The following is a 20,355-nucleotide window of genomic DNA, read 5'->3' as shown; positions in this document are numbered from 1 at the left end:
CTTAGATGGTAATGACTCGGGCTGTCCTGGCGAGCATGGCGCTATGGTTGGTTTGGCTGCCGAGTTCCACAGGGCAGTGTTTCTCAGCCATGAAGCGTTGCCAGGAGTGCTCGCAGGCGATTGCCTGATTCGCCATGTCCATCAGGTTTTTAATGCCGCTGTCGGCAAGCAGGCGAACGCCGTCATTGGTAAAAAAGCAGCCCCATGCGATGCCTTTTCTGATGCAGGCATGAGCGAGCGGCGCCAGAATCCGGCCACCCCGGTCGGTTGATATGACAAACAGCATTTCCAACTAGCTTCTCCTTTTTCCAAGGTAAAAAAATCCTGCTGAAAATGCGGTTAACATGGAAATTCCTCCCAATATCAGCGCAATTTGACCGGGATTCGTTTGCTTTTCCGGCTGCCTGGCAGGGGCGACACTCAGTAAAGCGTTTGGATAGGTGACAGAGTCCATCGGCAATGCGGGATGGTTCGCCCAATCCACCCAGCCATCCTGAAACACCCGCACTTCCGCGCCCGCGCCTGCGCGCAGCAAGGTAAAGTACGCAACTGATTCAAATGGGTCGTTGGCATATACGACCAATCCGTCTCGCAGCGGTAGCTGCAAAGTATTTTTGGCTATTTGCTGTCGTGCTTTGAACATCGGCAAGGATTGAGCCCCCGGTAGATGTCCGCCGCGCATGGCCCTGATACGCGCTCCCCAGTATTCGTCATCGCTGCGCCCGTCCAGTAAAAGCGGTGGATGATTTGTGGTTAATGCTTGCGCAAGTTCGTCGCGCAACACGATCCGGCCTTCGCGTACGACGCCTAGATAAATCGGATTGCGCGTCATTCCGCGGCCTGTGCCCTGTCCCATTTGAGTCTGTTCCAGGCCAGCGCCGCGCGCGATGGGGATAGTCAGAATGGATACTTTTCTTTGCCCACACAGATACAGCATGCCGGCCACGAAATCACGTTCAGTTGGGTCATCGCCCACGACCAATACATGGGCTTGCTCCGACAGCCCGGCGGTTCCCAAAAGCCAATAGATTTCGCGAAAGCTCGCGAGGCGGCCGTGCGGGCCAAGAAAATCGGCAGCGGGAAGGCAGTGGGCGCCGCGCACGGTGTAATGCAGGCAGGCATCCTCGGCGCGCGCATCCACGACCGTCACGCTGCCGATCAGATTCGAGGCATGATCGGTATAGCCGAAGGCAACCTCCGACGCCTGGCTATTCCCGGCCAGCACCATCCACAGCATGGTGAAAAGGATCGGGAAAAATCCGCGCATGGCCGGCTAGTCAGCAACCGCCAAACCGGTGCTCGCCGTCGTCTGCGGCAGTGGTGCCTTTCGGCGCGGGCGGATGTTCGATGTAGTAGCCGACCAGATCGGTAACCGATACCGTGCCATAGGCATTGCCCAAATTGACGTCCGGCATGCTTTCCATCGGCTGCGGCGTACGCGCTTTGGCAAGCGCGCCAGGCGCCAGTGCGGCGTAGTGGAACAGCAATGCCGACAGACCGAAGGCGAGAGCCAGAGCCACCAGCCAGAAAATCAGGATTTCTTTCTTCATCGCGAGCCTCTCAGAAAATATCCTTGGTAAGGCAGACATAGGTGATATAGAAAGCCACCACGAACATGATGATTTGCAGAATGGTTGCAAAATCCAGAGTCATGATTTGTCCTTTCCCTGGTAATGCCTGACCAGCATATTCAAATCCAGCGCTTTGCCGTCGGCGGGGTTGATGACTTGTGGGGTGAAATAGGGCACACCTTGCCGGGTAGCATGAAGATAAGCGGGTGGATCCATGAAGATATATGCCAGGCCACCGATGCTGATTGCCGCCGATAATGTCGAGAACACGACCATTTGTAATTTTGCGAAACGCATTGTCGTCTCCTCAATCTTTACGCACATAGACATGCCAGCACCTGTCCGCTCTCACGGTCGCAAGGTGCGAGCTACGCAGATCTTTCATCATGGGAGGAATGGCCTCCATGGAGGTGGCGTTGTCAATCAGGACTTCGATGACATCGCCTGGCATCGCCGTGGAGAGCGCCTTTTTTGTCATCAGCTGGGGGCGCGGGCAGGAGTCACCCAGGCAGTTGATTTGCTGCTTGATAAGATGCTGGGTACCGTCCGGCAATACCGCCTGCGTCATTTGGCCAGCATCGGGCACTGCCTCGGTTTTCTTGCTGAAAAATCCCATTATTCGCTCCTTTATGCTTGGTGATTGGGTTATGCCGGCTGGCTTGCCTCGGCTCTTGCCAAGGCGCCTTGCACGGCAGGTTCAGCGGGAGAATCAGCCCAGGCATCGCATGCTGACGCTTCTATGGACGCGGCCTGGGGCTCAGGTACCGGAGCCTCCGCACGTTCCCGCTTCAAAATCGCACGATAGATGCCGAACAGGACCAGTGTCTGCAACGCGCCGAATACGATGGCTGGAATACCGGTACTGCTTTGCAGCGTTGCCGCATTGGCGAACCCGAACTGCAGCCCTGCCAGGTTGGGTGTGCCGGTCATGGTCTGCGGCGCAGGCGGCCAGAAATCGAAGGACCACACCAGTGAAAACAGGAACATGCCGATAAAGGTGAACAACAGCGCCCAGATCGCGCCGATATTGCCTTCACCGGCCTTGACCCAGGTGGACACCGTACAGGCACCGGCCAGCACCATGCCAAGGCCGAATAGAAACAATCCAATAAAGGTGTTCAACCCCACGTCGAATTGCATGGGTTTACCCGCCCCGATGGTGATGAACGCGGTAAACCCCAGCGTCATGATCATCATCGCCACCAGCATGGCTTTGGTATTGCGATAGGTTTTGAACAGCATGGCGTCGCGCAGGGCTGCTACATTGCAATAACGCGAGCGTTGTACCAGCAGCCCCACGGTGGTGCCAAAAATAAATGCCGACAGGCATTCCGCCACAGGTGTCATGTCATCCCTCCAGATTCTTTTTGTAAATCAAGGTACCGACCCAGGTGCCTGCCAGAATGCCGCTCACCGCAAGGTAGCCGCCCAGGTTCATTTCCGGCGTCAGTCCGAAAAAAGTGCTCACATTGCACACAAAGGCAAGTCGGATGCCGATACCCATAAGCAAGCCGCCGATGGTGATCATCACCCATTCGGTCAGGCGATGCGGCATACGCCAGCAGAACTCCTTGCTGAACACGGCACCCACAAAGGCGCCGAACACCATTCCCAGGCTGATGTAAATTTTCCAGTAGTAAGGGTCGGGCGGGAACGCGACACTCCAGAACGGAATGCGATCAATGGCGCTGCCCATGAAGAATTTGGCGATGAGCCCGGTCATCATGGTTTCGCCGCCGCCGACTGTCCACGCACCGACAACCAGAAATAGAAAGATGTCGAGCACTGCGATGATCGCCAGTGCCGCGACGGGATTAAGGGTTTTTTTGAACAGATCCATCCGGTTCTCCATTGGGTCTTATGGCCACGCTATTTGCAGCGTGTTGAGATGCCATGAGCAATGGTTATGCCATCAGCATATTGTTGTGTTAATTCAATATGTTGATTGTGGATGGATAACGGAGATAGGCTGCGAGGTGATTTAAAATGCGACAGGGGGTGAGTCAGAATGAGACAGGGATGAGTGACTCATCTCGTCCAGTTTCCTGCGCAAGGTAGAGCGACTTATGCCCAAAACACGCGCAGCGGCCACTTGGTTGCCGTGATTTTCGACCAATACGTGCCGGATGTGTTCGGCCTCCGCCTCCGCCAGGGTTTTATTTTTATCCAGAGTCCCCGATGTATTTTGCTTCATCGACAATGCGATTTCGTGCGCATCAAGAACCGGCCCACCGTAGAGAGCGAAACTGCGCTCTACAACATTTTTTAATTCCCGAATATTACCCGGCCAATCGTACTCGATCAGTTTTTGTCGGGCCGTGGGGCTCAGGTTGAGATCGTGACGCCCGAGTTGTTTACGTTCCATCTCCAGGAAATAATCAATCAGCGGCAGAATGTCTTCGCGTCTTTCCCGTAGCGGCGGGATATGGATGGGAAGCACGTTCAGACGAAACAGCAAGTCGCGACGGAAACTTCCCTGGTTCGCCATTTCCTCCAGATCGCAGTTGGTGGCCGCGATGATGCGCACGTCTACCTTGACGGAGGTTTCGCTGCCGACCGGGCGCACCTCTCCTTCCTGCAGGGCGCGTAGCAGCTTGGCCTGCAGACGCGGGCTGACGTCGCCGATTTCATCCAGAAAAAGCGTGCCGCCATGCGCTTGCTGGAACAGCCCTTTGCGGTTCGAAGTGGCGCTGGTAAACGAACCCTTAATGTGGCCGAACAGTTCGGAATCCAGCAATTCTTCAGGCAGCGTGCAGCAATTGATCGCGACAAAATGGCCGTGACTGCGGGCGCTCACGCTATGGATGACGTTTGCCAGAACTTCCTTGCCGGTACCTGTTTCCCCGGTGATCAACACCGGCAGGTCGCGATCCCGGATACGTTCGACAATTTTCCGAATCTCCGCCATGCGTGGACTGCGTGCAGTGATGTGGCCGAGTTTGTCGCGTCTGGACAATTCGCCGCGCAAACGGGTGACTTCCTCGTACAGAGATTTTTTTTCCAGTACTTTGTGTACCCGCAATAACAGCTCGTCCGGGTTAATGGGTTTGGTGAGGTAATCGTAAGCGCCCAGACGCATGGCTTCCACCGCGGTTTCGATGGAAGCATAGGCGGTCATCATGATGCTTTCCGCGGCGTAACCGGTGTCCTTCAGGTAGGTCAATAGCTCCAGACCGCTTTCCTCGCCAATGCGCAGGTCGGTGATCACCAGATCCACGATATGCTTGTCCAGGCAGGCTTTAGCCGCTGCCAGATTGCTTGCCTCCAGCGCCTGATGCTGGTCCGTCTTCAACAGCAGGCCGAGTGTTTTTCGGATGGAAAACTCATCGTCCACGATCAGGATAGTAGCCATGACTAGTGAATACCGTTTAATTGAAAACTGACTTCTGTTCCAACATGCTGTGTGCTTTTGATGCTCAACTGGGTGCCGTGCTGCACCAGGATGCGTTGCACGATAGCGAGCCCCAGGCCGGTACCACCCTTGCGGCTGGAGACGAAGGGCTTGATGATTTCTTTCTGGAAATCCGGTGCGATACCGCAGCCGGTATCCGCAATATGCACCATTATTTTTTCTCCTGCACGTCGCGTCATGACTGACAGCTCGCCACCTTCAGGCATGGATTGCAGTGCGTTAAGCATGAGATTCCATAATACCTGGCGCATCTGGTCGTGATCGAAAACGGCCATTTGGGCATCCGGTGCGCAATGAATGGCAAGGCGAAGACGTTTACCTGCCTGATGATCCTGGTACAACATGTTGGCGATTTCTTCGATGAGCACTTTCAGGTTGGCGCGGGTCAATTGTGACTCGCGCATTTTGGCAAACTCCAGGAAATCGCCGAGGATACGACTCAGACGCCCGGATTCATTGTTCAGGATGGAGATCACCTGGCTACGATCTTCCTGGTTCAGGGTGTCTCCGCCTAGCAAATTAACTGAATTAATGATGGCGGATAGCGGATTGCGTATTTCGTGGGCAATCATCGCCGACATTTCACCCACGCAAGCGAGCCGTTCTGCCTGGTTACGCCGTTCGTGTTCCTGTGCGGCGTCTTCCGAGGCCTGTTTGAGCGAAGCCACCATGTGATTAAAGGCCGTAGCCAGCATGCCCACCTCATCTTGCGAGTTTGCAGGAACCCTTACGTCAAGGTTGCCCTGGCTGATTTTGCTCGCAGCCTCCATCATGTTGCGCAATCCGCGCGTAGTGACCAGAGAAAGAACCCATGCAGCACCGCTGCCCACAATCAAGGCAGTGAGGATAAAAAACAATCCATCGCGCCAGGTCTTGGCTAAGGCGGAATCCATACGAACAGTGGACAATCCAATCGTCACGATTCCGATAGTCTGATCGGCTATGCGAATCCGCTCTTGCAGATCAAGTACGTGATCGCCCGGAGGCAGCGGGAAATGTTCAGACTGGGCGGCCAGCAATGGCAAGACTTTGCCCAGGCGTTCCGGATAGGTCGTCCCCAGCACGCGTCCGCGCGAGTCAATAATTTCACAATACACCACTTCGGGCTGGCTCTTGACCCGGTGAATGATTTCCGCAAGCGCACCCAGATCCTCTGTAAGCAGGGCATTGGTTGAAGCCACAGCGGTCAGGGCAACCAGCGAACGGCCACGGCTGTATAACTCGGCCTGGATTTTATCCGACTGTTCCCGTACCGCGACCGCAACGAATATGCCCATTAGCACCACATGCACCAGTGCCACGGACAGCATCAGGCGAAAACGCAATGTATGGGTGAATCCAGAACTTTTGTTAGCGGTTTTTGGTAACAAGATGGCCAGGTTGCCGGACTCGGACTGGCTCATTTACCCACCTTGACATACTCGCTATCGTCCGTGAGCACGAAGCCTTGGGGTAGTTCCATGCCATTAAGAATCTGCCGGCCGGTGCTGGTGCTGCCCATATCCACCAAGACTTTGGCAACCGTTTTCATGTCGGCAGCCGGCATGTCGTCGCGTACGGCGATGGGCATCTGCGGTTCCGGCGGCGTCTCGGCGATAATCCGCAATGCTTGCTGAATATGTTTCGGCATGGAACGCAGGGAAGGCTTCCAGGTGCCGGCAACATCCACCAGTCCGGAATACAGGGCCATTAGTACGGAGTCCTGGGAGCCGAAATATTTAACCTCGAAATCCCTGTCTACCGGGATGCCCAGGCTTTCCAAGTAGCGGCGTGTCATCACGGTCGCTGCGAAAGCACCAGGGTCGGGAAAACCCAGGCGCAATCCCGGTCGGAGCGGAGTGGCAAGTTTGGTGATATTGCTGTCGCGGCGTACCACCAGGATGCCGGTGAAGGGTTCTCCCGCAATTTTGGCAATAACGTGATAGCCGGATTTTTGCGCCTCGGCGCACAGCAAAGGGTTGAGGTACACGATATCGTATTCCCGCTGTGCGACGCGCTGCATAAAAATCGAGAAGCTCGGCGCTGTGACAAATTGGACCGGGCGGTGCAGGCGATCTTCCAGCACCTTGGTCAGCGGCAAAAACATGGATGCGAGCTTGTTCGGGCTTTGCAGGGGCAGAACACCGAAGCGATAGGGAGGAAGATCGGAGGCGTGTGCCTGGGAAATGGGGAGAAACGGCAACCATGAACCCGCGAGCATCAAAAAGACTGCCGCGCACGTGGCACGGGCTATCCGGCTGCGGGTTCCTGAGCAGAGCATGTGCCGTTCCATAAGTCCTCGTATGGTAGCAGGCTCACTCCCTGCGCCTCAAATATATGCGACGTGGTTTGTTCTGGAAAATCAAAAGGCAAAATCAAGCTCAGGGAAAGGTCTTGAATTTTGCCTTCCTGTTTCAGGTGTGCTGAATGACGAAGGCGGCTTCCACGCTGAAATTGCCGATGCCACGGTGGTTGGTCATGGTCCAGCCGTTCTCGCGCAGATAGGCGGTCATCTGGTGGTTCATGTCGGGATTGCCGCAGATCAATACCCGATCCAGTTCGGGATCGGCTTGGGGCAGATCGAGTTCCTTGAACAGTTCGCCGGAGATGAATAAATCCGAGCAGCGATCGCTGTGTGCAAAAGGCTCGCGTGTCACGGTGGGTACATAGCGCAGTTTGTCTCCCGCAATGCTTTCCAGCTCATCACGATAGGCCAGTTCTGCTTCGTTGCGGACGGTGTGCACCAGAATGACTTTTTCGTGGGCAGCGTAAGTGGCCGGATCGCGGATCATGCTCATGAAGGGCGCCAAGCCGGTGCCGGTGGCCAGCAGATAGAGATTGCGCCCCGGTAACACATGCGCCAGTGTCAGCGAACCGGTAGTCTTGCTATTTACCCAGACCGTATCGCCCGGCTGAATGTTGACCAGACGGCTGGTCAGCGGGCCATCCGGGACATGGATACTGAGAAATTCCAGATGGTCATCATCCTGGGTCGAGACAATGGAATAGGCACGGGCGATGAGCTTGCCTTCCTGTTTAAGGCCGATGGTCACGAACTCGCCGTTGGCGAAGACAAAGTCGGCCGGACGGGTGAGTGTCAGGCTGAAGGTTCGATCCGACCAAGGCCGAACTGCAGTGACTGTTTGCTCCGAATAAGGCATTGTAACTCTCCAAAATTGCCGATCTGTAAGATCATAGACTGTCGTTTTTAACAGTGGTTCTTGCCGTTTTAATTTTATGATCTGCAACACATTATGGTTTCCGCCACACGCTTGCCAGCCAATGCTGCTCAGCCCGAGGCAAACCGCTGGGACGGTAATAGTGGGTCAGCTCGATAAACCCGGCATCCGACATATGCCGCTGCCAGGTTTGCAGATCGTAATAAGCGCCATAGCGCCCGCCGTTCCAGCCTTCCGTGTTATTGCCGCGCGGGTTCGAGCTAAACAGCACGCCGCGCGGTTTCAGCGTCGCGTGCAATTGTTCCAGCACCGCTGGCAGTTCCTGGCTGGGGATGTGGAACAGCACGGCGTTGGCAAATACTCCATCGAAGTGATGGTGCGGCAAATCCAGTTTCAGAAAATCCTGTTGCCATATTTCGCAGCCGCTATGGGCACGCGCCATGTCAGCAAACTGCGCGGCGCCGTCCAGACCTACCGCGCGGTGGCCAAGTTCGGCAAACACCTTGAGATCGCGCCCCGGGCCGCAGCCAAAATCCAATATGGTAAAGGGTGATTCTCCTTCAATGTATTGCAGGAGTGCCGCGATATTCTGGCTCACATCATGATGACGGGTGCCTTCCCAAAAATCTTCGGAACGCTGGTTATAGTGCTGGAGCGTGAGTTCGGAGATTTTTTCCAGATCCTGCGGGCTAAGTTTCATGTTGATTATGTCCGGATAGGCAGGCCAGAATTGCCGCCAATCTTTACCATTTCACCACATGTACATGATTCAGCGAACGCCCCAAAAAGCGCTCGCCTATGGTCTGAAATTTGACCGGCACATCGGTTACGTAAAATTCATAGTGTGGTGGAGCAGGATCGGTGTTGGCCAGGCCTTGTTCCGCCAATAATGCCGCGGTACGGGTGGCCATGGCTTCGGCGGAGTCCACCAGTTTCACGTCTGTGCCCATCACGTTCTGAAGTAGCGGTTTGAGTAGCGGATAGTGGGTGCAGCCCAGTACCAGCGTATCGATATGTTCCGCCAGCACCGGTTTGAGATATTCCTGGGCGGTAAGGCGGGTGACTTCATGGTCAAGCCAGCCTTCTTCCACCAGCGGCACGAACAGCGGACACGCCTGGGAGTAGATGCGCGCGTCCGACGCCATGGCCTGAATGGCGCGGGCGTAGGCGTTGCTGTTGACGGTGGTAGGGGTGCCGATGACGCCGATCTGGCGAGTACGGGTGGCTTCCACCGCGGCGATGGCGCCGGCCTCGATCACATCCAGCACCGGCACCGGGGACAAGTCGCGCACTACCTGGGCGGCGACGGCGGCCATGGTGTTGCAGGCGATGATGAGTACCTTGACCTGTTTTTCCAGCAAAAATTCGGCGATCTGGGTGGTGTAGTGGGCGATGGTTTCCACCGATTTGACGCCATAGGGCACGCGCGCGGTGTCGCCGAAGTAGACAATGTTTTCGAACGGCAGGCGCTCCATCAGGGCGCGCACGACGGTGAGTCCGCCGATGCCGGAGTCGAATACGCCGATGGGTTGTTTGGGATCAATCTGCATGGATTTGGACATTGCGATGTTGCGAGAGCGCCCATTGTACATGCTCGCGCACCAGCGCCGATGGGTGGTCGGCACGGCTGTGCAGGGCCTGCATAGCTGCGTCGCTGGTCGGTGCGTTCCCCAATGCCACGGCGATGTTGCGCAGCCAGCGTTCATGGCCGATTCGGCGGATTGCGCTGCCTTGCAGGCGGGCGTCGAAGTCGTGTTCGCTCCAGGCGAACAGTGCAGCGAGGGCAGCGCTATCCAGACCGTTGCGCACCGCGAAATCGGCCAGTTCGCTGGTCTGGGCAAAGCGGTTCCACGGGCACACCAGCTGGCAGTCGTCGCAGCCGTAGATACGGTTGCCCATCAGCGGGCGTAGCGCAACGGGAATGCTGCCGGCATGCTCGATGGTGAGGTAAGAGATGCAGCGCCGCGCGTCCAGTTCGTAGGGTGCCACGATGGCCTGCGTGGGGCAGATATCAATGCAGGCCTGACAATTGCCGCAGTGTGCGGAAACCGGGTTGTCCACCGGCAGCGGCAAGTCCGTATAGATTTCGCCGAGGAAAAACCACGACCCCGCATCGCGATCCAGCAGCAGGGTGTGCTTGCCGCGCCAGCCCAGTCCGGCATTGGCAGCCAGTGCTACTTCCATCACCGGGGCGGAATCGGTGAACACCCGGTAGCTGAATGCGCCCACAGCTGCCCCGATGCGCGTCGTCAGTTGTTGCAGGCGGGTGCGTAGCACCTTGTGGTAATCGCGTCCCAGTGCATAGCGGGAAATGAAGGCGAGATCGCCGTCGTCCATCACCGCCCAGCTCTCGGCAGCTTGCGGCGGCAGGTAGTTCATGCGTGCCGAAATCACGCGCACCGTGCCGGGTATCAGTTCGGCGGGACGGGCGCGTTTGACGCCGTGTTTTGCCATATAATCCATCTCGCCGTGGTAGCCTTTATCCAGCCAGGCGAGCAGTTCCGCCTCGGTGTTGTCCAGTGCGCAATCGGTGATGCCCACGGCGCCAAAACCGAGTTCCTGTCCCCACGCCTTGATAGCCCGTACCAATTTCGCCAAATCGAGTTCGCCATGATCCATCCTGCCGATGATACCCCGCCGCCGCTGACTCTTCACCTGCCCGATGAAGCCGCCACCCTTGCTTTGGGCGCAGATATGGCACGAATACTGGCTCCTGGCCTGGTGTTTTATCTCGACGGCAACCTGGGAGCGGGCAAAACCACGCTCGCACGCGGTATCCTGCGCGGGCTTGGATACGAGGGAAAAGTTAAGAGTCCGACCTATACTTTGGTTGAGCTTTATGCTATTTCTAGGTTAAAGTTATATCACTTTGATTTATATCGCTTCGCCGATCCGCTAGAATGGGAAGAAGCGGGGTTCAGAGAATATTTCAATGCAGACAGTATTTGCCTGGTCGAGTGGTCGGAAAAAGCCGGAAAGTGGCTCCCCAGGCCGGATGTGCGGGTGCTGTTGAGTATGCATGAGAGTGGTAGAACGGCCGAACTGATGGCAGAAACGGAGGCGGGCAGGCAATGGCTAAATCAATTGCGAGACAAAATACACCGATAACCAGCTGGACTTTGCTGGTGGCGCTGCTGTTTGCGCCAATGCTGAGCTGGGCAGCCAACGCGGTCGATGCTGTGCGCTATTGGCCGTCCGCTGATTACAGCCGTCTCACGCTGGAATCGTCCGGGCCGATCAGCTACAAGATGTTCACGCTGAGCAATCCGGAACGCCTGGTGATCGACCTGGAAGGTGTGGAACCGTCGACCGCATTGCATGATCTCGCTGGGAAAATTGGTGCTAACGATCCGTGGATTGCAGGCTTGCGCGCGGGGGTCAACCGTCCTGGTGTGATGCGTCTGGTACTGGATCTGCGCGGAGAGGTTAAGCCTCGTGTATTTAATCTCAAACCGGAAGGCGGGAATGGTAACCGGCTGGTGCTGGATGTTTACCCGGCCACGGCGAAAATTCCGGAAGCCGCTCCACAAGCAGCCATCAATCCGCAGCCTGAGATCGCCTCGGATGGCGCTCCACAATCCGAACTCCCGGCTCAAGCCAGCGAGCCTCGCAAAGCGGAAAGACTTGTCAGCAAGCGCGGCAAAAAACCGCAATTCCAGATCACGCGCCTGATTACGGTGATGATCGACCCCGGCCACGGTGGCATCGATCCCGGTGCACATGGCGCCAATGGCACCAACGAAAAAGATGTCACGCTGGCCATCGCCAAACGCGTCCAGGCCAAGATAGACGCCATACCCAACATGCGTGCAGAACTTACGCGCAACGGCGACTATTTCATTCCGCTGGGCGAGCGCGTCGACAAGGCGCGCCAAATCAATGCGGACTTGTTCGTTTCCATCCACGCCGACGCGTTTGTCAACCGGGATGCGCGCGGTTCCAGCGTGTTTACCCTGTCCGATCACGGCGCCACCAGTGCCGCTGCGCGCTGGCTGGCGAAAAACGAAAACGATGCCGACCTGGTGGGCGGGGTGAACGTGGGGGTGAAAGATAAAAACCTGGCGCGCACCCTGATCGACCTGTCGCAAACCGCAACCAACGACGATAGTCGCCGTCTCGGGCGTGCGGTGCTGACCGAACTCTCCGACATTAACCACCTGCACAGAGGCCGCGTCGAGCAGGCGGGTTTTGCCGTGCTCAAGGCCCCGGATATCCCGTCCATCCTGGTGGAAACCGCTTTCATTTCCAATCCGGAAGAAGAGCGGCGCCTGACTGACGACGCCTATCAGGACAAAATGGCAACGGCCATCGTTGATGGCATCAAGCGGTACTTTGCTACCAACCCGGCTACCATACGCGCCAAGCTGGCGGCGAATTCCTGATTTTTCATACCCGGCCGGGTTGGCCGGCCGGGTATAATTGGGCAATCAATTTCTGGATTGCCCATGTCCGCGATACAACTCCTCCCCGATTTACTGATCAGCCAGATTGCTGCTGGCGAGGTGGTCGAACGTCCGGCGTCGGCGTTGAAAGAACTGCTGGAAAATAGTCTCGATGCGGGTGCGACGGAGATTCGCGTGCAACTGGAGCAGGGCGGCATCAAGCTGATGCGCGTGGCGGATAACGGTGCCGGCATTGCGGCAGCGCAATTGCAGATCGCCCTGGCACGCCATGCCACCAGCAAGATCGCCAGCCTGGATGATCTGGAGCGCGTTGCCAGCCTGGGATTTCGCGGCGAAGCACTGGCCAGTATCGCCGCGGTGGCGCGGCTGCGCCTGGCGAGCCGCGCTGTCGGCGCAGATCATGCCCACCAGATAGAGACAGACGGCGGCCGGCCCGGAGAACCCCAGCCCACGGCGCTGGCAGCGGGCACCACCATTGAAGTGCGCGACCTGTATTTCAATACTCCGGCACGGCGTAAATTTCTCAAATCCGAGGCCACCGAATACGGTCATAGCGAGGAAGCGTTTCGGCGCATTGCGCTGGCGCGGCCGGATGTGGCATTCAGCCTGCAGCATAATGGCCGCGCCCAGCATCACCTGCGCAGCGAGGACGCGCGCCGCCGCATCGGTGCGTTGCTGGGTGATGAATTCGCCGCCTCCGCGCTGGAGATAGACGAATCCGCTGCCGGACTGCGCCTTGCCGGCATGAGTGCGCTACCGGCTTATTCACGCGCTAGCCGCGATGCGCAGTATTTTTTTGTGAACGGCCGTTTCGTGCGCGACAAGCTCATCGCCCACGCGCTGCGTCAGGCCTATCGCGACGTGCTGCATCATGATCGCCATCCGGCATATTGCCTGTTCCTGGAACTCGATCCAGCGCTGGTGGACGTGAACGTGCATCCGGCCAAGATCGAGGTGCGCTTCCGCGACGGCCGCGCTGTGCACCAGTTTCTCTACCACGCGTTGAACAAGACGCTGGCCGGGCGCGGCGGCGAAAACCCGGCGGCGCAGGCGCAACTGGCCAGCCCCGAGCCTGCCAGCCATGCCGCGCGCCCGGTGTTTTCCTCAGGCGCGCCTTATCAAGCGCCGATGCCGTTGGGTGTGGCGCAACCCGCTGCTTTTTATGACTTGATGACGCGGGATATGCCGTTGCCCAAAACCGCGGCCGCGCAGACGGAAGAAACCGCCGCGCACCCGCTGGGCTACGCCATCGCCCAGTTGCACGGCGTGTATATCCTCGCCCAGAATTCAGCCGGCCTGGTGCTGGTGGACATGCATGCCGCGCATGAACGCGTGGTGTATGAAAAGCTCAAGACCGCACTCGACCAAAAAACGGTGGCGAGCCAGCCGTTACTTATCCCCGCCGCTTTCCAGGCCGATGCGCTGGACGTGGCGGCTGCCGAAGAGCACGCGGCCGCCCTGCACGAAATCGGCTTCGAGATTGCACCGCTGTCCCCCACCAGTCTGGCGGTGCGAGCCGTGCCGCGGCTGCTGCAAAACGCCGACCCCGCGCAACTGGCGCGCGATGTGCTGCACGAATTGCGCGAATGGGGGGCCAGTCGGGTGCTGACCGAACGCCGCAACGAACTGCTCGGCACGCTCGCCTGTCATGGTGCGGTGCGCGCCAACCGGCAATTGAGCATTACCGAAATGAATGCGCTGTTGCGCGAAATGGAAACCACCGAACGCGCCAACCAGTGTAATCATGGCCGGCCCACCTGGTTCCAGATCAGTCTGGCGGAACTGGACAAAATGTTTATGCGCGGAAAATAGGAGAGAGAGATGTCGGAACGCAATGAAATTAACAACATGGCCCTGTTCTGCGATTTCGAGAACATCGCGCTGGGTGTGCGCGACGCCAAGTACGCACAGTTCGACATCAAGAAGGTGCTGGAACGCTTGCTGCTCAAAGGCAGCATCGTGGTCAAGAAAGCCTATTGCGACTGGGATCGTTACAAGGAATTCAAGGCGCCGATGCACGAGGCGGCGTTCGAACTGATCGAGATTCCGCACGTGCGCCAGTCCGGCAAAAATTCCGCCGATATCCGCATGGTGGTGGACGCGCTGGATCTCTGCTATACGAAGTCGCATGTGGATACCTTCGTCATCATCAGCGGCGATTCGGATTTCTCGCCGCTGGTATCCAAGCTGCGCGAGAACAACAAGCTGGTGATCGGCGTGGGAGTCAAGAACTCCACCTCCGACCTGCTCATTGCCAACTGCGACGAATTCATTTTCTACGACGATCTGGTGCGCGAACAGGAAGCGCAGAAGAAGCGCGCAGTGCGCAAAGCCCCCGATAAAGTTGTCAGTGGTGCGGCGAAGAAGACTGCGCCCAGAAGCGAAAACGACAAGCAGCAGGAAGCGTTCGACCTCGTGGTCGAAACCGTCGAAGCCCTGCTGGCCGAGCGTGGAGAGGAAGAAAAAATGTGGGCATCGATGGTCAAGCAGACCATGAAGCGGCGCAAACCCGACTTCAACGAGTCGTATTATGGCTATCGTACGTTTAGCGACTTGCTGGAGGACGCGCAGGCGCACAAACTGCTCGCGCTCACCCGTGCCGAGAAGGGGGGCTATATTGTGCGGTTACCGGGACCCGACCAGTAAGGTTCCGCACAATGTGGTTAAGCGAAAATACTAGCCCCCGGTGTCCCTTACATAGGATTTGATCCCAATGGTTGAATCTCTCGTATGCCATGCTCTTCCTGGGGCAATGGATTGATGAGGCGGATACGATCGAGTTGCAACGTCTCGCGATTAACCGTTTTGGCTGGTAGCGTTTCCACGTAGCGTTTCACCACATCGGTGCCATCCAGAATGCTACCGTCCTGGTCCTTCAGCACAACAATGTTTTTGGCCGGGACACGATTGATCAGATTGGGTATCAGATCGTAATAAAAACCGCCGACCGTGTAAGTGGCATTGGGATCCAGGGGTTTGCCATTAACCTGGATATTACTGACACGATTTCCCTGTGCCGCCCGTGGATCAAAATCGGCAGTCAGGCCACTATAACCCGCCGTCCAGCCATTCACCCACTCCCCGGGACGTCCTTGCTCACCTTGAGGTTGGCCTTCCAGGGTCTTCTTGATTTGTGCTCCGGTCAATTCACCCTTGGCGATTTGCGGGCCGATGGGCATAAAGTGGTAGAGATCCTCCATTTTGATCGGACCCTTTGCTATGGTGGTGCCATAACGAAATCCGGTAATCCCCCCCAATTGAGCGCCGGTCATGACGCGGAATGCGTCGGTAAGGAAATCGTGGGAACTGCCTTCGATGACGCCGGGCATGGATTCATTACTGAAATTACTGCGGTACAACGGGATTACCGTCTGACCGATAACTGTGTCGATAGGATAGCGTAGCCGAGCGCCACTAATGGGGTTTTTAATCTCGCCTGCCCGGAATTTTGGGCCCGCAACATAGGGTAGACGCACAGATTTCACCAGTGCGGCGATGCCACGATCCTCCTTGATCCGGTCGGTGATGCGATGAGAAGTATATTTATTGCTGACTACCTTGCCCTTGACTACGCGTACGCTGAGTTCCCCGACCACCTGACCGTCCATGCCTTGCTCGATCACCAGCGTGCCGTGCTTGGAAACAATAGGTTTGGGCGTGATTTCATGCTTGTCGGAAGACAGAATAATATCGACACCCGGAATCCGATTGGCCAACGTCAGGTTGCCATGCAATCCCAGCTCGGAGATGGCAACGACCAGATCGACATCCTGTTCCCGCAACAGTTTTGCGTATTTTTGATACTCGGCCTCGCCGTTGGTGAATTTCAGACCCTTGGTAATGTTCGGATCGCCGGCCTGAGGTCCGCGGTCGCTGGTAAAACCAATGATCCCGACGCGCAGACCATTAATCGTCTTGATGACGTAGGGTGCGGCAACGTTTTGTCCGGTACGTGCCTCGGCGCCGGGATAGTTATCGTAATACAGGTTGGAAATAATCGGGTGCCAGTTGGCTTTGGGTTGCTGGCCGGTGAAATAGTCGATGAATTTGTTCGCGCCGTATACATAGTCCCAATTGCCCGGTGCATACGCATCGATATGAAAGGCGTTCAAAACTTTAATCATGGCTTCGCCCTGGGTGAACAAAGCTTCAGCGCCGCCATGTAATGTGTCGCCCGTATTCACCAGCAAGGTTTGCTCGGGCTTGGCACGGCGGATGTCTTTGATCAGCGTGTAAATGCGCGCCACGCCCCCCTCACTTTGACCATTGCCATCGCTACGTACATTCGGGTGTAGAATCAAGTGACCATGCAGGTCGCCCATATGAATAAATGTCACTTCACCGGTTCCGGTTCCGGCTTGCGCCACTGTCACTGAGGAGAAAGCCAGAAACAAACCGGCAACCAGCGGAATTTTTCTTAATCGCATAACAAACCTTTCCTTGATGTGCTTGAAATTGATATCTGCAATGCAGACAACATCTGTGTTGGCAACGTGGCCGAGCGTCTATCCTAAGCCGGATAAAATAAGCCTAATATTCGAATATAATTTAATTAGCCATCGAAAAAATGGATCATTCACTTACGCTTTTTTACTGATAGATAAAAATGGCGTATGGTTGCGCGCCACCTTGAAATCAGCGTATTTACTCACATCAGTTTTCCCGTCCAACATGCGCGTATTCGCAATATCAGCGCAAACCCCCGCGCTCTGTTAGAATGCACGCCTGCGGTGTTTGCTACAGTCTCAATCCCGCTGCCTATCCGGCTTTCAAACCCCCATCCGCCTGCCCAAGACTGGCGCTGCCTATGCAGCGACAGGCCGATCTGTTTTTCAGGAAATTTATGTCATTCGCATCCCTCGGTTTATCCGAAGAAATCGTCCGTGCCGTCACCGAGCGCGGCTATACCGACCCAACCCCGATTCAGTTGCAGGCCATTCCCGCCGTGCTATCCGGCGGCGATCTGCTGGCCGGCGCGCAGACCGGAACCGGCAAGACCGCCGGTTTTGTTTTACCGATCCTGCATCGCCTCGCCGACAAGGCCGTCAAAGGCCCGTCCGAAGGCCGTCCCCCGATTCGCGCCCTGATATTGACCCCGACGCGTGAGCTCGCAGCCCAAGTGGAAGAAAGCGTGCGCGAGTACGGCAAATATCTGAAGCTGAACTCGATGATGATGTTTGGCGGAGTCAACATCAACCCGCAAATCCAGAAGCTGCGCAGCCGTGTGGATATCCTGGTGGCAACACCGGGACGCCTGCTCGATCATGCCCAGCAAAAGACCGTGGATCTGTCCAAAGTCGAAATTCTGGTGCTGGACGAAGCTGACCGCATGCTGGACATGGGCTTTATCCGCGATATCAAGAAAATCATGGCGCTGATTCCCAAACAGCGCCAGACACTGTTGTTTTCCGCGACCTTCTCGGACGAGATCAAGACGCTGGCAGATAGCCTGTTGAACAATCCGGCCATGATCGAAGTGGCGCGCCGCAACGCGACCGCCGAGTTGATCTCGCAAAAAGCCTACGCGGTGGATCGCGAGCGCAAGCGTGAGCTGCTCACCCATCTCATCAAGGAACACAACTGGTTCCAGGTGCTGGTATTTACCCGTACCAAGCACGCTGCCAATCGACTGGCAGAGCAGCTCGACAAGGACGGCATTCCGGCCATGGCAATCCACGGCAACAAGAGCCAGGCGGCGCGTACGCGTGCATTGAAGGAGTTCAAGGACGGCAGCCTGCAGGTACTGGTTGCCACCGACATCGCCGCACGCGGCATCGATATCAGCGAACTGCCGCACGTGGTCAACTTCGAACTGCCGAATGTGGCCGAGGATTATGTACACCGCATCGGCCGTACCGGGCGCGCAGGCAGTGAAGGCGAAGCGCTGTCGCTGGTCTGTGTGGACGAGCATAAACTGCTGGCGGATATCGCCAGGCTGACCAAACGTGATTTAACCGCCGAGATTTTGCCGGGCTTTGAACCCGATCCGCGCATCAAGGCCGAGCCGATACTCAATGGCAGCCAGCGTGGCAACCAGCCGCGCGGAGGCGGACAGGGCAGGGCACGCACGCCGGTTCGATCCGGCAGTCAGCCAGCAGCTCGGCCTGCCGGAGGCGGCGGCGCAAAACCTGCCGCCCGTGCGCCTGCGCTGCATCGCACAGGCGGTCGTAATCGTTGAGTCGGGCCACGCTGTTGGAACCTCGGAGAAGCTGCAAAGGATTTTCTGAGGTTTAGATGAGTAGGCAGGCGAACGGCTAATCATTCTGCATGAATGCAGGATGATTAGCCGTTATCGAGTCAGGCTGCCGTGACGACGTTATTTGCGTACGATAAGCAGAAGCACGCCGGCCGCTATCGCTCCCACGCCCGCCCAGATTGGAATGTCGACTGTTTCCTTGTTCTTGACCGAAAGTTCAAACGAACCCAGTTTGACCTCTTGCGTCTCCTTGGTATAGCTGAAGCCGCCATATGTCAGAGCCAGGACGCCAGCCACAATGAGTGCAATCGCCAATATTCTTGCAGCGTTCATGATTACCCCTGAATTAAGTGAATTTATGAGACTCGATGTCTGGCTGTAATTTTTTTCACCGAGTTTCTGAATCTGAAAACTTAGCAAACTGATCGGCCGCTGCAATGGTTCACTTCATGCGCATTCTGCGTATGAGCTGCCATGCCAGCCAGCCTCGACGCAGCCATTTTCCCGAGCCCTTCTTGCCCAAAGCAAAAAAAAGTGTGCTTGCACCCGCTACGAGCAATGGGTTGCGCCGTACATAGCGAACCGCTTCCATGCCGCGATCAACAAGCGCCAAAGGAGCGCGCAAGGGTTCCACGTGCAGTCCAAGTTCAATTCGCTGGCGCGCAACGAGTGCCTGCAAATGTTCGCGGCGATGAGCCAGTTGATCTAGTTGAAATTTCATTTATGTGAGTCAAGCTGTGTGCTGTCCTGGCGAAGCTCCGCCAGACTTGCAGCGAACAACCTGGGCTTGGTACGCAGCTTATGCAGCGCCACCCAGGAGGCTGAAAGTCCGCCGACCAAAAACAGCCCGGTGAATCCAGCCAGAACCAGCAAGCGGTGCGTATCCCAGAACGCCACGACAATCAGCAGGACAGCAAGAATCAACCCCACGCCGATGCAGAATAGCGCTATCAGCATGAGCATCAACAGAATCGCCAGGCGCTCGCGTTCTTCTTCCAGATCAATGGAGAGCAATTCAAGACGCGTATAGACAATGGCAATCAGCGTGCCAGTGAGGGTCTTTAGCGAATCGAACAGTCCTTTGCCGGAGGGGCTATTTTCCGCAGCCATCCTGTTTAACGGCGGCCGATCAGCAGACCAATGACCAGACCCACGCCCGCAGCAACTCCTACCGCTCTCCATGGGTTTTCATGCACATAATCATCGGTAGCACGCGCTGCAGCCCGGGTTTTTTCCATGAGCGCAGCCTGGACGTCGGCCATTTTTACTTTGGCGACAGCGAGTGACTCCTCTGCTTTTGCGCGTACCGCAGCCATTGCCTCGCCACCCTGGTTGGCTGTGGCCTTGAGCAAGGCCTCTGCGTCGGCAATCACCACTTTGAAGTCAGAAATCAACTGATCTTTGGTAATGTCGGTAAAATCCGTTTCTGAGGCTGGTTTTTTTGAGATCAAGGTCGTTCTCCAATCATTATTAAATGCGCGAACCGTGTTGTTGATATTCAGGTCCGTACCTGTATCGATCATAACAGATAACAAAATACGCAATCATGCCTGAACTCTTATATTCACTTTAGACCGGGACAGAATATATGCCTAGGAATAAAGGATTCTTTTCA

24 protein-coding genes are annotated in these 20,355 nt (G+C 56.5%); 5 read left to right on the top strand and 19 right to left on the bottom strand.

Going from position 1 to position 20,355, the window contains the following annotated elements; genetic code table 11:
• Position 1: 1 nt before the first annotated feature.
• From EI185_RS02060 to queG, 14 genes are all read right to left on the bottom strand, one after another.
• Positions 2-286 (bottom strand): hypothetical protein, encoded by a 285-nt coding sequence (locus EI185_RS02060; RefSeq protein ID WP_124703451.1) that lies wholly within the window; start codon positions 284-286, stop codon positions 2-4.
• 6 nt (positions 287-292) lie between these two features.
• Positions 293-1,267 carry a sulfurtransferase gene (locus EI185_RS02055; protein ID WP_124703450.1) on the bottom strand — a complete coding sequence of 325 codons (975 nt, stop codon included), beginning with the start codon at positions 1,265-1,267 and terminating at the stop codon, positions 293-295.
• 10 nt (positions 1,268-1,277) lie between these two features.
• The gene (locus EI185_RS02050; protein WP_124703449.1) at positions 1,278-1,550 is read right to left on the bottom strand and encodes a hypothetical protein; all 273 of its coding nucleotides are present in this window, start codon (positions 1,548-1,550) and stop codon (positions 1,278-1,280) included.
• A 99-nt stretch (positions 1,551-1,649) separates the two neighbouring features.
• Positions 1,650-1,868, bottom strand: a complete 219-nt coding sequence (locus EI185_RS02045) for a hypothetical protein (protein WP_124703448.1) — start codon at positions 1,866-1,868, stop codon at positions 1,650-1,652.
• Positions 1,869-1,878: 10 nt separating this feature from the next.
• Positions 1,879-2,187 carry a sulfurtransferase TusA family protein gene (locus EI185_RS02040; protein ID WP_124703447.1) on the bottom strand — a complete coding sequence of 103 codons (309 nt, stop codon included), beginning with the start codon at positions 2,185-2,187 and terminating at the stop codon, positions 1,879-1,881.
• A 29-nt stretch (positions 2,188-2,216) separates the two neighbouring features.
• Positions 2,217-2,918: a YeeE/YedE thiosulfate transporter family protein gene (locus tag EI185_RS02035; protein WP_124703446.1), complete on the bottom strand. Its 702-nt coding sequence runs from the start codon at positions 2,916-2,918 to the stop codon at positions 2,217-2,219.
• A 1-nt stretch (position 2,919) separates the two neighbouring features.
• Positions 2,920-3,411 carry a YeeE/YedE thiosulfate transporter family protein gene (locus tag EI185_RS02030; RefSeq protein ID WP_189836238.1) on the bottom strand — a complete coding sequence of 164 codons (492 nt, stop codon included), beginning with the start codon at positions 3,409-3,411 and terminating at the stop codon, positions 2,920-2,922.
• A 141-nt stretch (positions 3,412-3,552) separates the two neighbouring features.
• Positions 3,553-4,923: a sigma-54-dependent transcriptional regulator gene (locus EI185_RS02025; protein WP_124703444.1), complete on the bottom strand. Its 1,371-nt coding sequence runs from the start codon at positions 4,921-4,923 to the stop codon at positions 3,553-3,555.
• 2 nt (positions 4,924-4,925) lie between these two features.
• Positions 4,926-6,386, bottom strand: a complete 1,461-nt coding sequence (locus EI185_RS02020) for a sensor histidine kinase (RefSeq protein WP_124703443.1) — start codon at positions 6,384-6,386, stop codon at positions 4,926-4,928.
• Positions 6,383-7,183 (bottom strand): phosphate/phosphite/phosphonate ABC transporter substrate-binding protein, encoded by an 801-nt coding sequence (locus EI185_RS02015; protein WP_189836237.1) that lies wholly within the window; start codon positions 7,181-7,183, stop codon positions 6,383-6,385. The genes EI185_RS02020 and EI185_RS02015 overlap by 4 nt, the downstream gene beginning before the upstream one ends.
• Before the next feature lie 193 nt (positions 7,184-7,376).
• Positions 7,377-8,123 (bottom strand): ferredoxin--NADP reductase, encoded by a 747-nt coding sequence (locus tag EI185_RS02010; RefSeq protein WP_124703441.1) that lies wholly within the window; start codon positions 8,121-8,123, stop codon positions 7,377-7,379.
• 91 nt (positions 8,124-8,214) lie between these two features.
• Positions 8,215-8,841 (bottom strand): class I SAM-dependent methyltransferase, encoded by a 627-nt coding sequence (locus EI185_RS02005; protein ID WP_124703440.1) that lies wholly within the window; start codon positions 8,839-8,841, stop codon positions 8,215-8,217.
• 43 nt (positions 8,842-8,884) lie between these two features.
• Complete coding sequence (murI, locus tag EI185_RS02000; RefSeq protein ID WP_189836236.1) at positions 8,885-9,703, bottom strand: glutamate racemase; 819 nt, start codon at positions 9,701-9,703, stop codon at positions 8,885-8,887.
• Positions 9,681-10,760 (bottom strand): tRNA epoxyqueuosine(34) reductase QueG, encoded by a 1,080-nt coding sequence (gene queG, locus EI185_RS01995; RefSeq protein ID WP_124703439.1) that lies wholly within the window; start codon positions 10,758-10,760, stop codon positions 9,681-9,683. Before queG ends, murI begins: the two co-directional genes overlap by 23 nt.
• Here queG and tsaE point away from each other — a divergent pair.
• From tsaE to EI185_RS01975, 4 genes are all read left to right on the top strand, one after another.
• Positions 10,752-11,249: a tRNA (adenosine(37)-N6)-threonylcarbamoyltransferase complex ATPase subunit type 1 TsaE gene (tsaE, locus tag EI185_RS01990; RefSeq protein ID WP_124703438.1), complete on the top strand. Its 498-nt coding sequence runs from the start codon at positions 10,752-10,754 to the stop codon at positions 11,247-11,249. The two genes, queG and tsaE, sit on opposite strands and share 9 nt — an antisense overlap.
• A complete protein-coding gene (locus tag EI185_RS01985; protein WP_124703437.1) occupies positions 11,213-12,523 on the top strand; it encodes an N-acetylmuramoyl-L-alanine amidase in 1,311 nt (436 codons plus the stop codon). Before tsaE ends, EI185_RS01985 begins: the two co-directional genes overlap by 37 nt.
• Before the next feature lie 63 nt (positions 12,524-12,586).
• Complete coding sequence (gene mutL / locus EI185_RS01980) at positions 12,587-14,356, top strand: DNA mismatch repair endonuclease MutL (RefSeq protein ID WP_124703436.1); 1,770 nt, start codon at positions 12,587-12,589, stop codon at positions 14,354-14,356.
• Positions 14,357-14,365: 9 nt separating this feature from the next.
• Positions 14,366-15,190: an NYN domain-containing protein gene (locus EI185_RS01975; protein ID WP_124703435.1), complete on the top strand. Its 825-nt coding sequence runs from the start codon at positions 14,366-14,368 to the stop codon at positions 15,188-15,190.
• A 47-nt stretch (positions 15,191-15,237) separates the two neighbouring features.
• Here the strand turns inward: EI185_RS01975 and EI185_RS01970 are convergent, their stop codons facing one another.
• Positions 15,238-16,971: a bifunctional metallophosphatase/5'-nucleotidase gene (locus EI185_RS01970; protein WP_124703434.1), complete on the bottom strand. Its 1,734-nt coding sequence runs from the start codon at positions 16,969-16,971 to the stop codon at positions 15,238-15,240.
• 416 nt (positions 16,972-17,387) lie between these two features.
• Here EI185_RS01970 and EI185_RS01965 point away from each other — a divergent pair, with 416 nt between their 5' ends.
• The gene (locus tag EI185_RS01965) at positions 17,388-18,722 is read left to right on the top strand and encodes a DEAD/DEAH box helicase (protein ID WP_124703433.1); all 1,335 of its coding nucleotides are present in this window, start codon (positions 17,388-17,390) and stop codon (positions 18,720-18,722) included.
• A gap of 138 nt (positions 18,723-18,860) precedes the next feature.
• Here EI185_RS01965 and EI185_RS01960 read toward each other — a convergent pair whose 3' ends face one another.
• The 4 genes from EI185_RS01960 to EI185_RS01945 all read right to left on the bottom strand — a co-directional run bounded on the left by EI185_RS01960 (position 18,861) and on the right by EI185_RS01945 (position 20,191).
• Positions 18,861-19,073 (bottom strand): hypothetical protein, encoded by a 213-nt coding sequence (locus EI185_RS01960; RefSeq protein ID WP_124703432.1) that lies wholly within the window; start codon positions 19,071-19,073, stop codon positions 18,861-18,863.
• Between the two features lie 109 nt (positions 19,074-19,182).
• The gene (locus EI185_RS01955) at positions 19,183-19,461 is read right to left on the bottom strand and encodes a YqjK-like family protein (protein ID WP_124703431.1); all 279 of its coding nucleotides are present in this window, start codon (positions 19,459-19,461) and stop codon (positions 19,183-19,185) included.
• On the bottom strand, positions 19,458-19,850 hold the full coding sequence (locus tag EI185_RS01950) for a phage holin family protein (protein ID WP_124703430.1): 393 nt from the start codon (positions 19,848-19,850) through the stop codon (positions 19,458-19,460). The genes EI185_RS01955 and EI185_RS01950 overlap by 4 nt, the downstream gene beginning before the upstream one ends.
• Before the next feature lie 5 nt (positions 19,851-19,855).
• The gene (locus EI185_RS01945) at positions 19,856-20,191 is read right to left on the bottom strand and encodes an ElaB/YgaM/YqjD family protein (RefSeq protein ID WP_370685752.1); all 336 of its coding nucleotides are present in this window, start codon (positions 20,189-20,191) and stop codon (positions 19,856-19,858) included.
• Positions 20,192-20,355 lie beyond the last annotated feature (164 nt).

Origin of the sequence: Sulfuriferula multivorans (assembly GCF_003851125.1) — a bacterium.
Lineage (GTDB): Bacteria > Pseudomonadota > Gammaproteobacteria > Burkholderiales > Sulfuriferulaceae > Sulfuriferula > Sulfuriferula multivorans.
The sequence above is the reverse complement of the archived record's forward strand: the minus strand, read 5'-3'. Positions and strand labels throughout refer to the sequence as shown.

What these genes read in the sequence shown, in the direction of transcription:
- EI185_RS02060 (WP_124703451.1), bottom strand. Translation starts at nt 286, where the DNA reads ATGCTGTTTGTCATATCAACCGACCGGGGTGGCCGGATTCTGGCGCCG.
- EI185_RS02055 (WP_124703450.1), bottom strand. Translation starts at nt 1,267, where the DNA reads ATGCGCGGATTTTTCCCGATCCTTTTCACCATGCTGTGGATGGTGCTG.
- EI185_RS02050 (WP_124703449.1), bottom strand. Translation starts at nt 1,550, where the DNA reads ATGAAGAAAGAAATCCTGATTTTCTGGCTGGTGGCTCTGGCTCTCGCC.
- EI185_RS02045 (WP_124703448.1), bottom strand. Translation starts at nt 1,868, where the DNA reads ATGCGTTTCGCAAAATTACAAATGGTCGTGTTCTCGACATTATCGGCG.
- EI185_RS02040 (WP_124703447.1), bottom strand. Translation starts at nt 2,187, where the DNA reads ATGGGATTTTTCAGCAAGAAAACCGAGGCAGTGCCCGATGCTGGCCAA.
- EI185_RS02035 (WP_124703446.1), bottom strand. Translation starts at nt 2,918, where the DNA reads ATGACACCTGTGGCGGAATGCCTGTCGGCATTTATTTTTGGCACCACC.
- EI185_RS02030 (WP_189836238.1), bottom strand. Translation starts at nt 3,411, where the DNA reads ATGGATCTGTTCAAAAAAACCCTTAATCCCGTCGCGGCACTGGCGATC.
- EI185_RS02025 (WP_124703444.1), bottom strand. Translation starts at nt 4,923, where the DNA reads ATGGCTACTATCCTGATCGTGGACGATGAGTTTTCCATCCGAAAAACA.
- EI185_RS02020 (WP_124703443.1), bottom strand. Translation starts at nt 6,386, where the DNA reads ATGAGCCAGTCCGAGTCCGGCAACCTGGCCATCTTGTTACCAAAAACC.
- EI185_RS02015 (WP_189836237.1), bottom strand. Translation starts at nt 7,183, where the DNA reads ATGCTCGCGGGTTCATGGTTGCCGTTTCTCCCCATTTCCCAGGCACAC.
- EI185_RS02010 (WP_124703441.1), bottom strand. Translation starts at nt 8,123, where the DNA reads ATGCCTTATTCGGAGCAAACAGTCACTGCAGTTCGGCCTTGGTCGGAT.
- EI185_RS02005 (WP_124703440.1), bottom strand. Translation starts at nt 8,841, where the DNA reads ATGAAACTTAGCCCGCAGGATCTGGAAAAAATCTCCGAACTCACGCTC.
- murI (WP_189836236.1), bottom strand. Translation starts at nt 9,703, where the DNA reads ATGTCCAAATCCATGCAGATTGATCCCAAACAACCCATCGGCGTATTC.
- tsaE (WP_124703438.1), top strand. Translation starts at nt 10,752, where the DNA reads ATGATCCATCCTGCCGATGATACCCCGCCGCCGCTGACTCTTCACCTG.
- queG (WP_124703439.1), bottom strand. Translation starts at nt 10,760, where the DNA reads ATGGATCATGGCGAACTCGATTTGGCGAAATTGGTACGGGCTATCAAG.
- EI185_RS01985 (WP_124703437.1), top strand. Translation starts at nt 11,213, where the DNA reads ATGGCTAAATCAATTGCGAGACAAAATACACCGATAACCAGCTGGACT.
- mutL (WP_124703436.1), top strand. Translation starts at nt 12,587, where the DNA reads ATGTCCGCGATACAACTCCTCCCCGATTTACTGATCAGCCAGATTGCT.
- EI185_RS01975 (WP_124703435.1), top strand. Translation starts at nt 14,366, where the DNA reads ATGTCGGAACGCAATGAAATTAACAACATGGCCCTGTTCTGCGATTTC.
- EI185_RS01970 (WP_124703434.1), bottom strand. Translation starts at nt 16,971, where the DNA reads ATGCGATTAAGAAAAATTCCGCTGGTTGCCGGTTTGTTTCTGGCTTTC.
- EI185_RS01965 (WP_124703433.1), top strand. Translation starts at nt 17,388, where the DNA reads ATGTCATTCGCATCCCTCGGTTTATCCGAAGAAATCGTCCGTGCCGTC.
- EI185_RS01960 (WP_124703432.1), bottom strand. Translation starts at nt 19,073, where the DNA reads ATGAACGCTGCAAGAATATTGGCGATTGCACTCATTGTGGCTGGCGTC.
- EI185_RS01955 (WP_124703431.1), bottom strand. Translation starts at nt 19,461, where the DNA reads ATGAAATTTCAACTAGATCAACTGGCTCATCGCCGCGAACATTTGCAG.
- EI185_RS01950 (WP_124703430.1), bottom strand. Translation starts at nt 19,850, where the DNA reads ATGGCTGCGGAAAATAGCCCCTCCGGCAAAGGACTGTTCGATTCGCTA.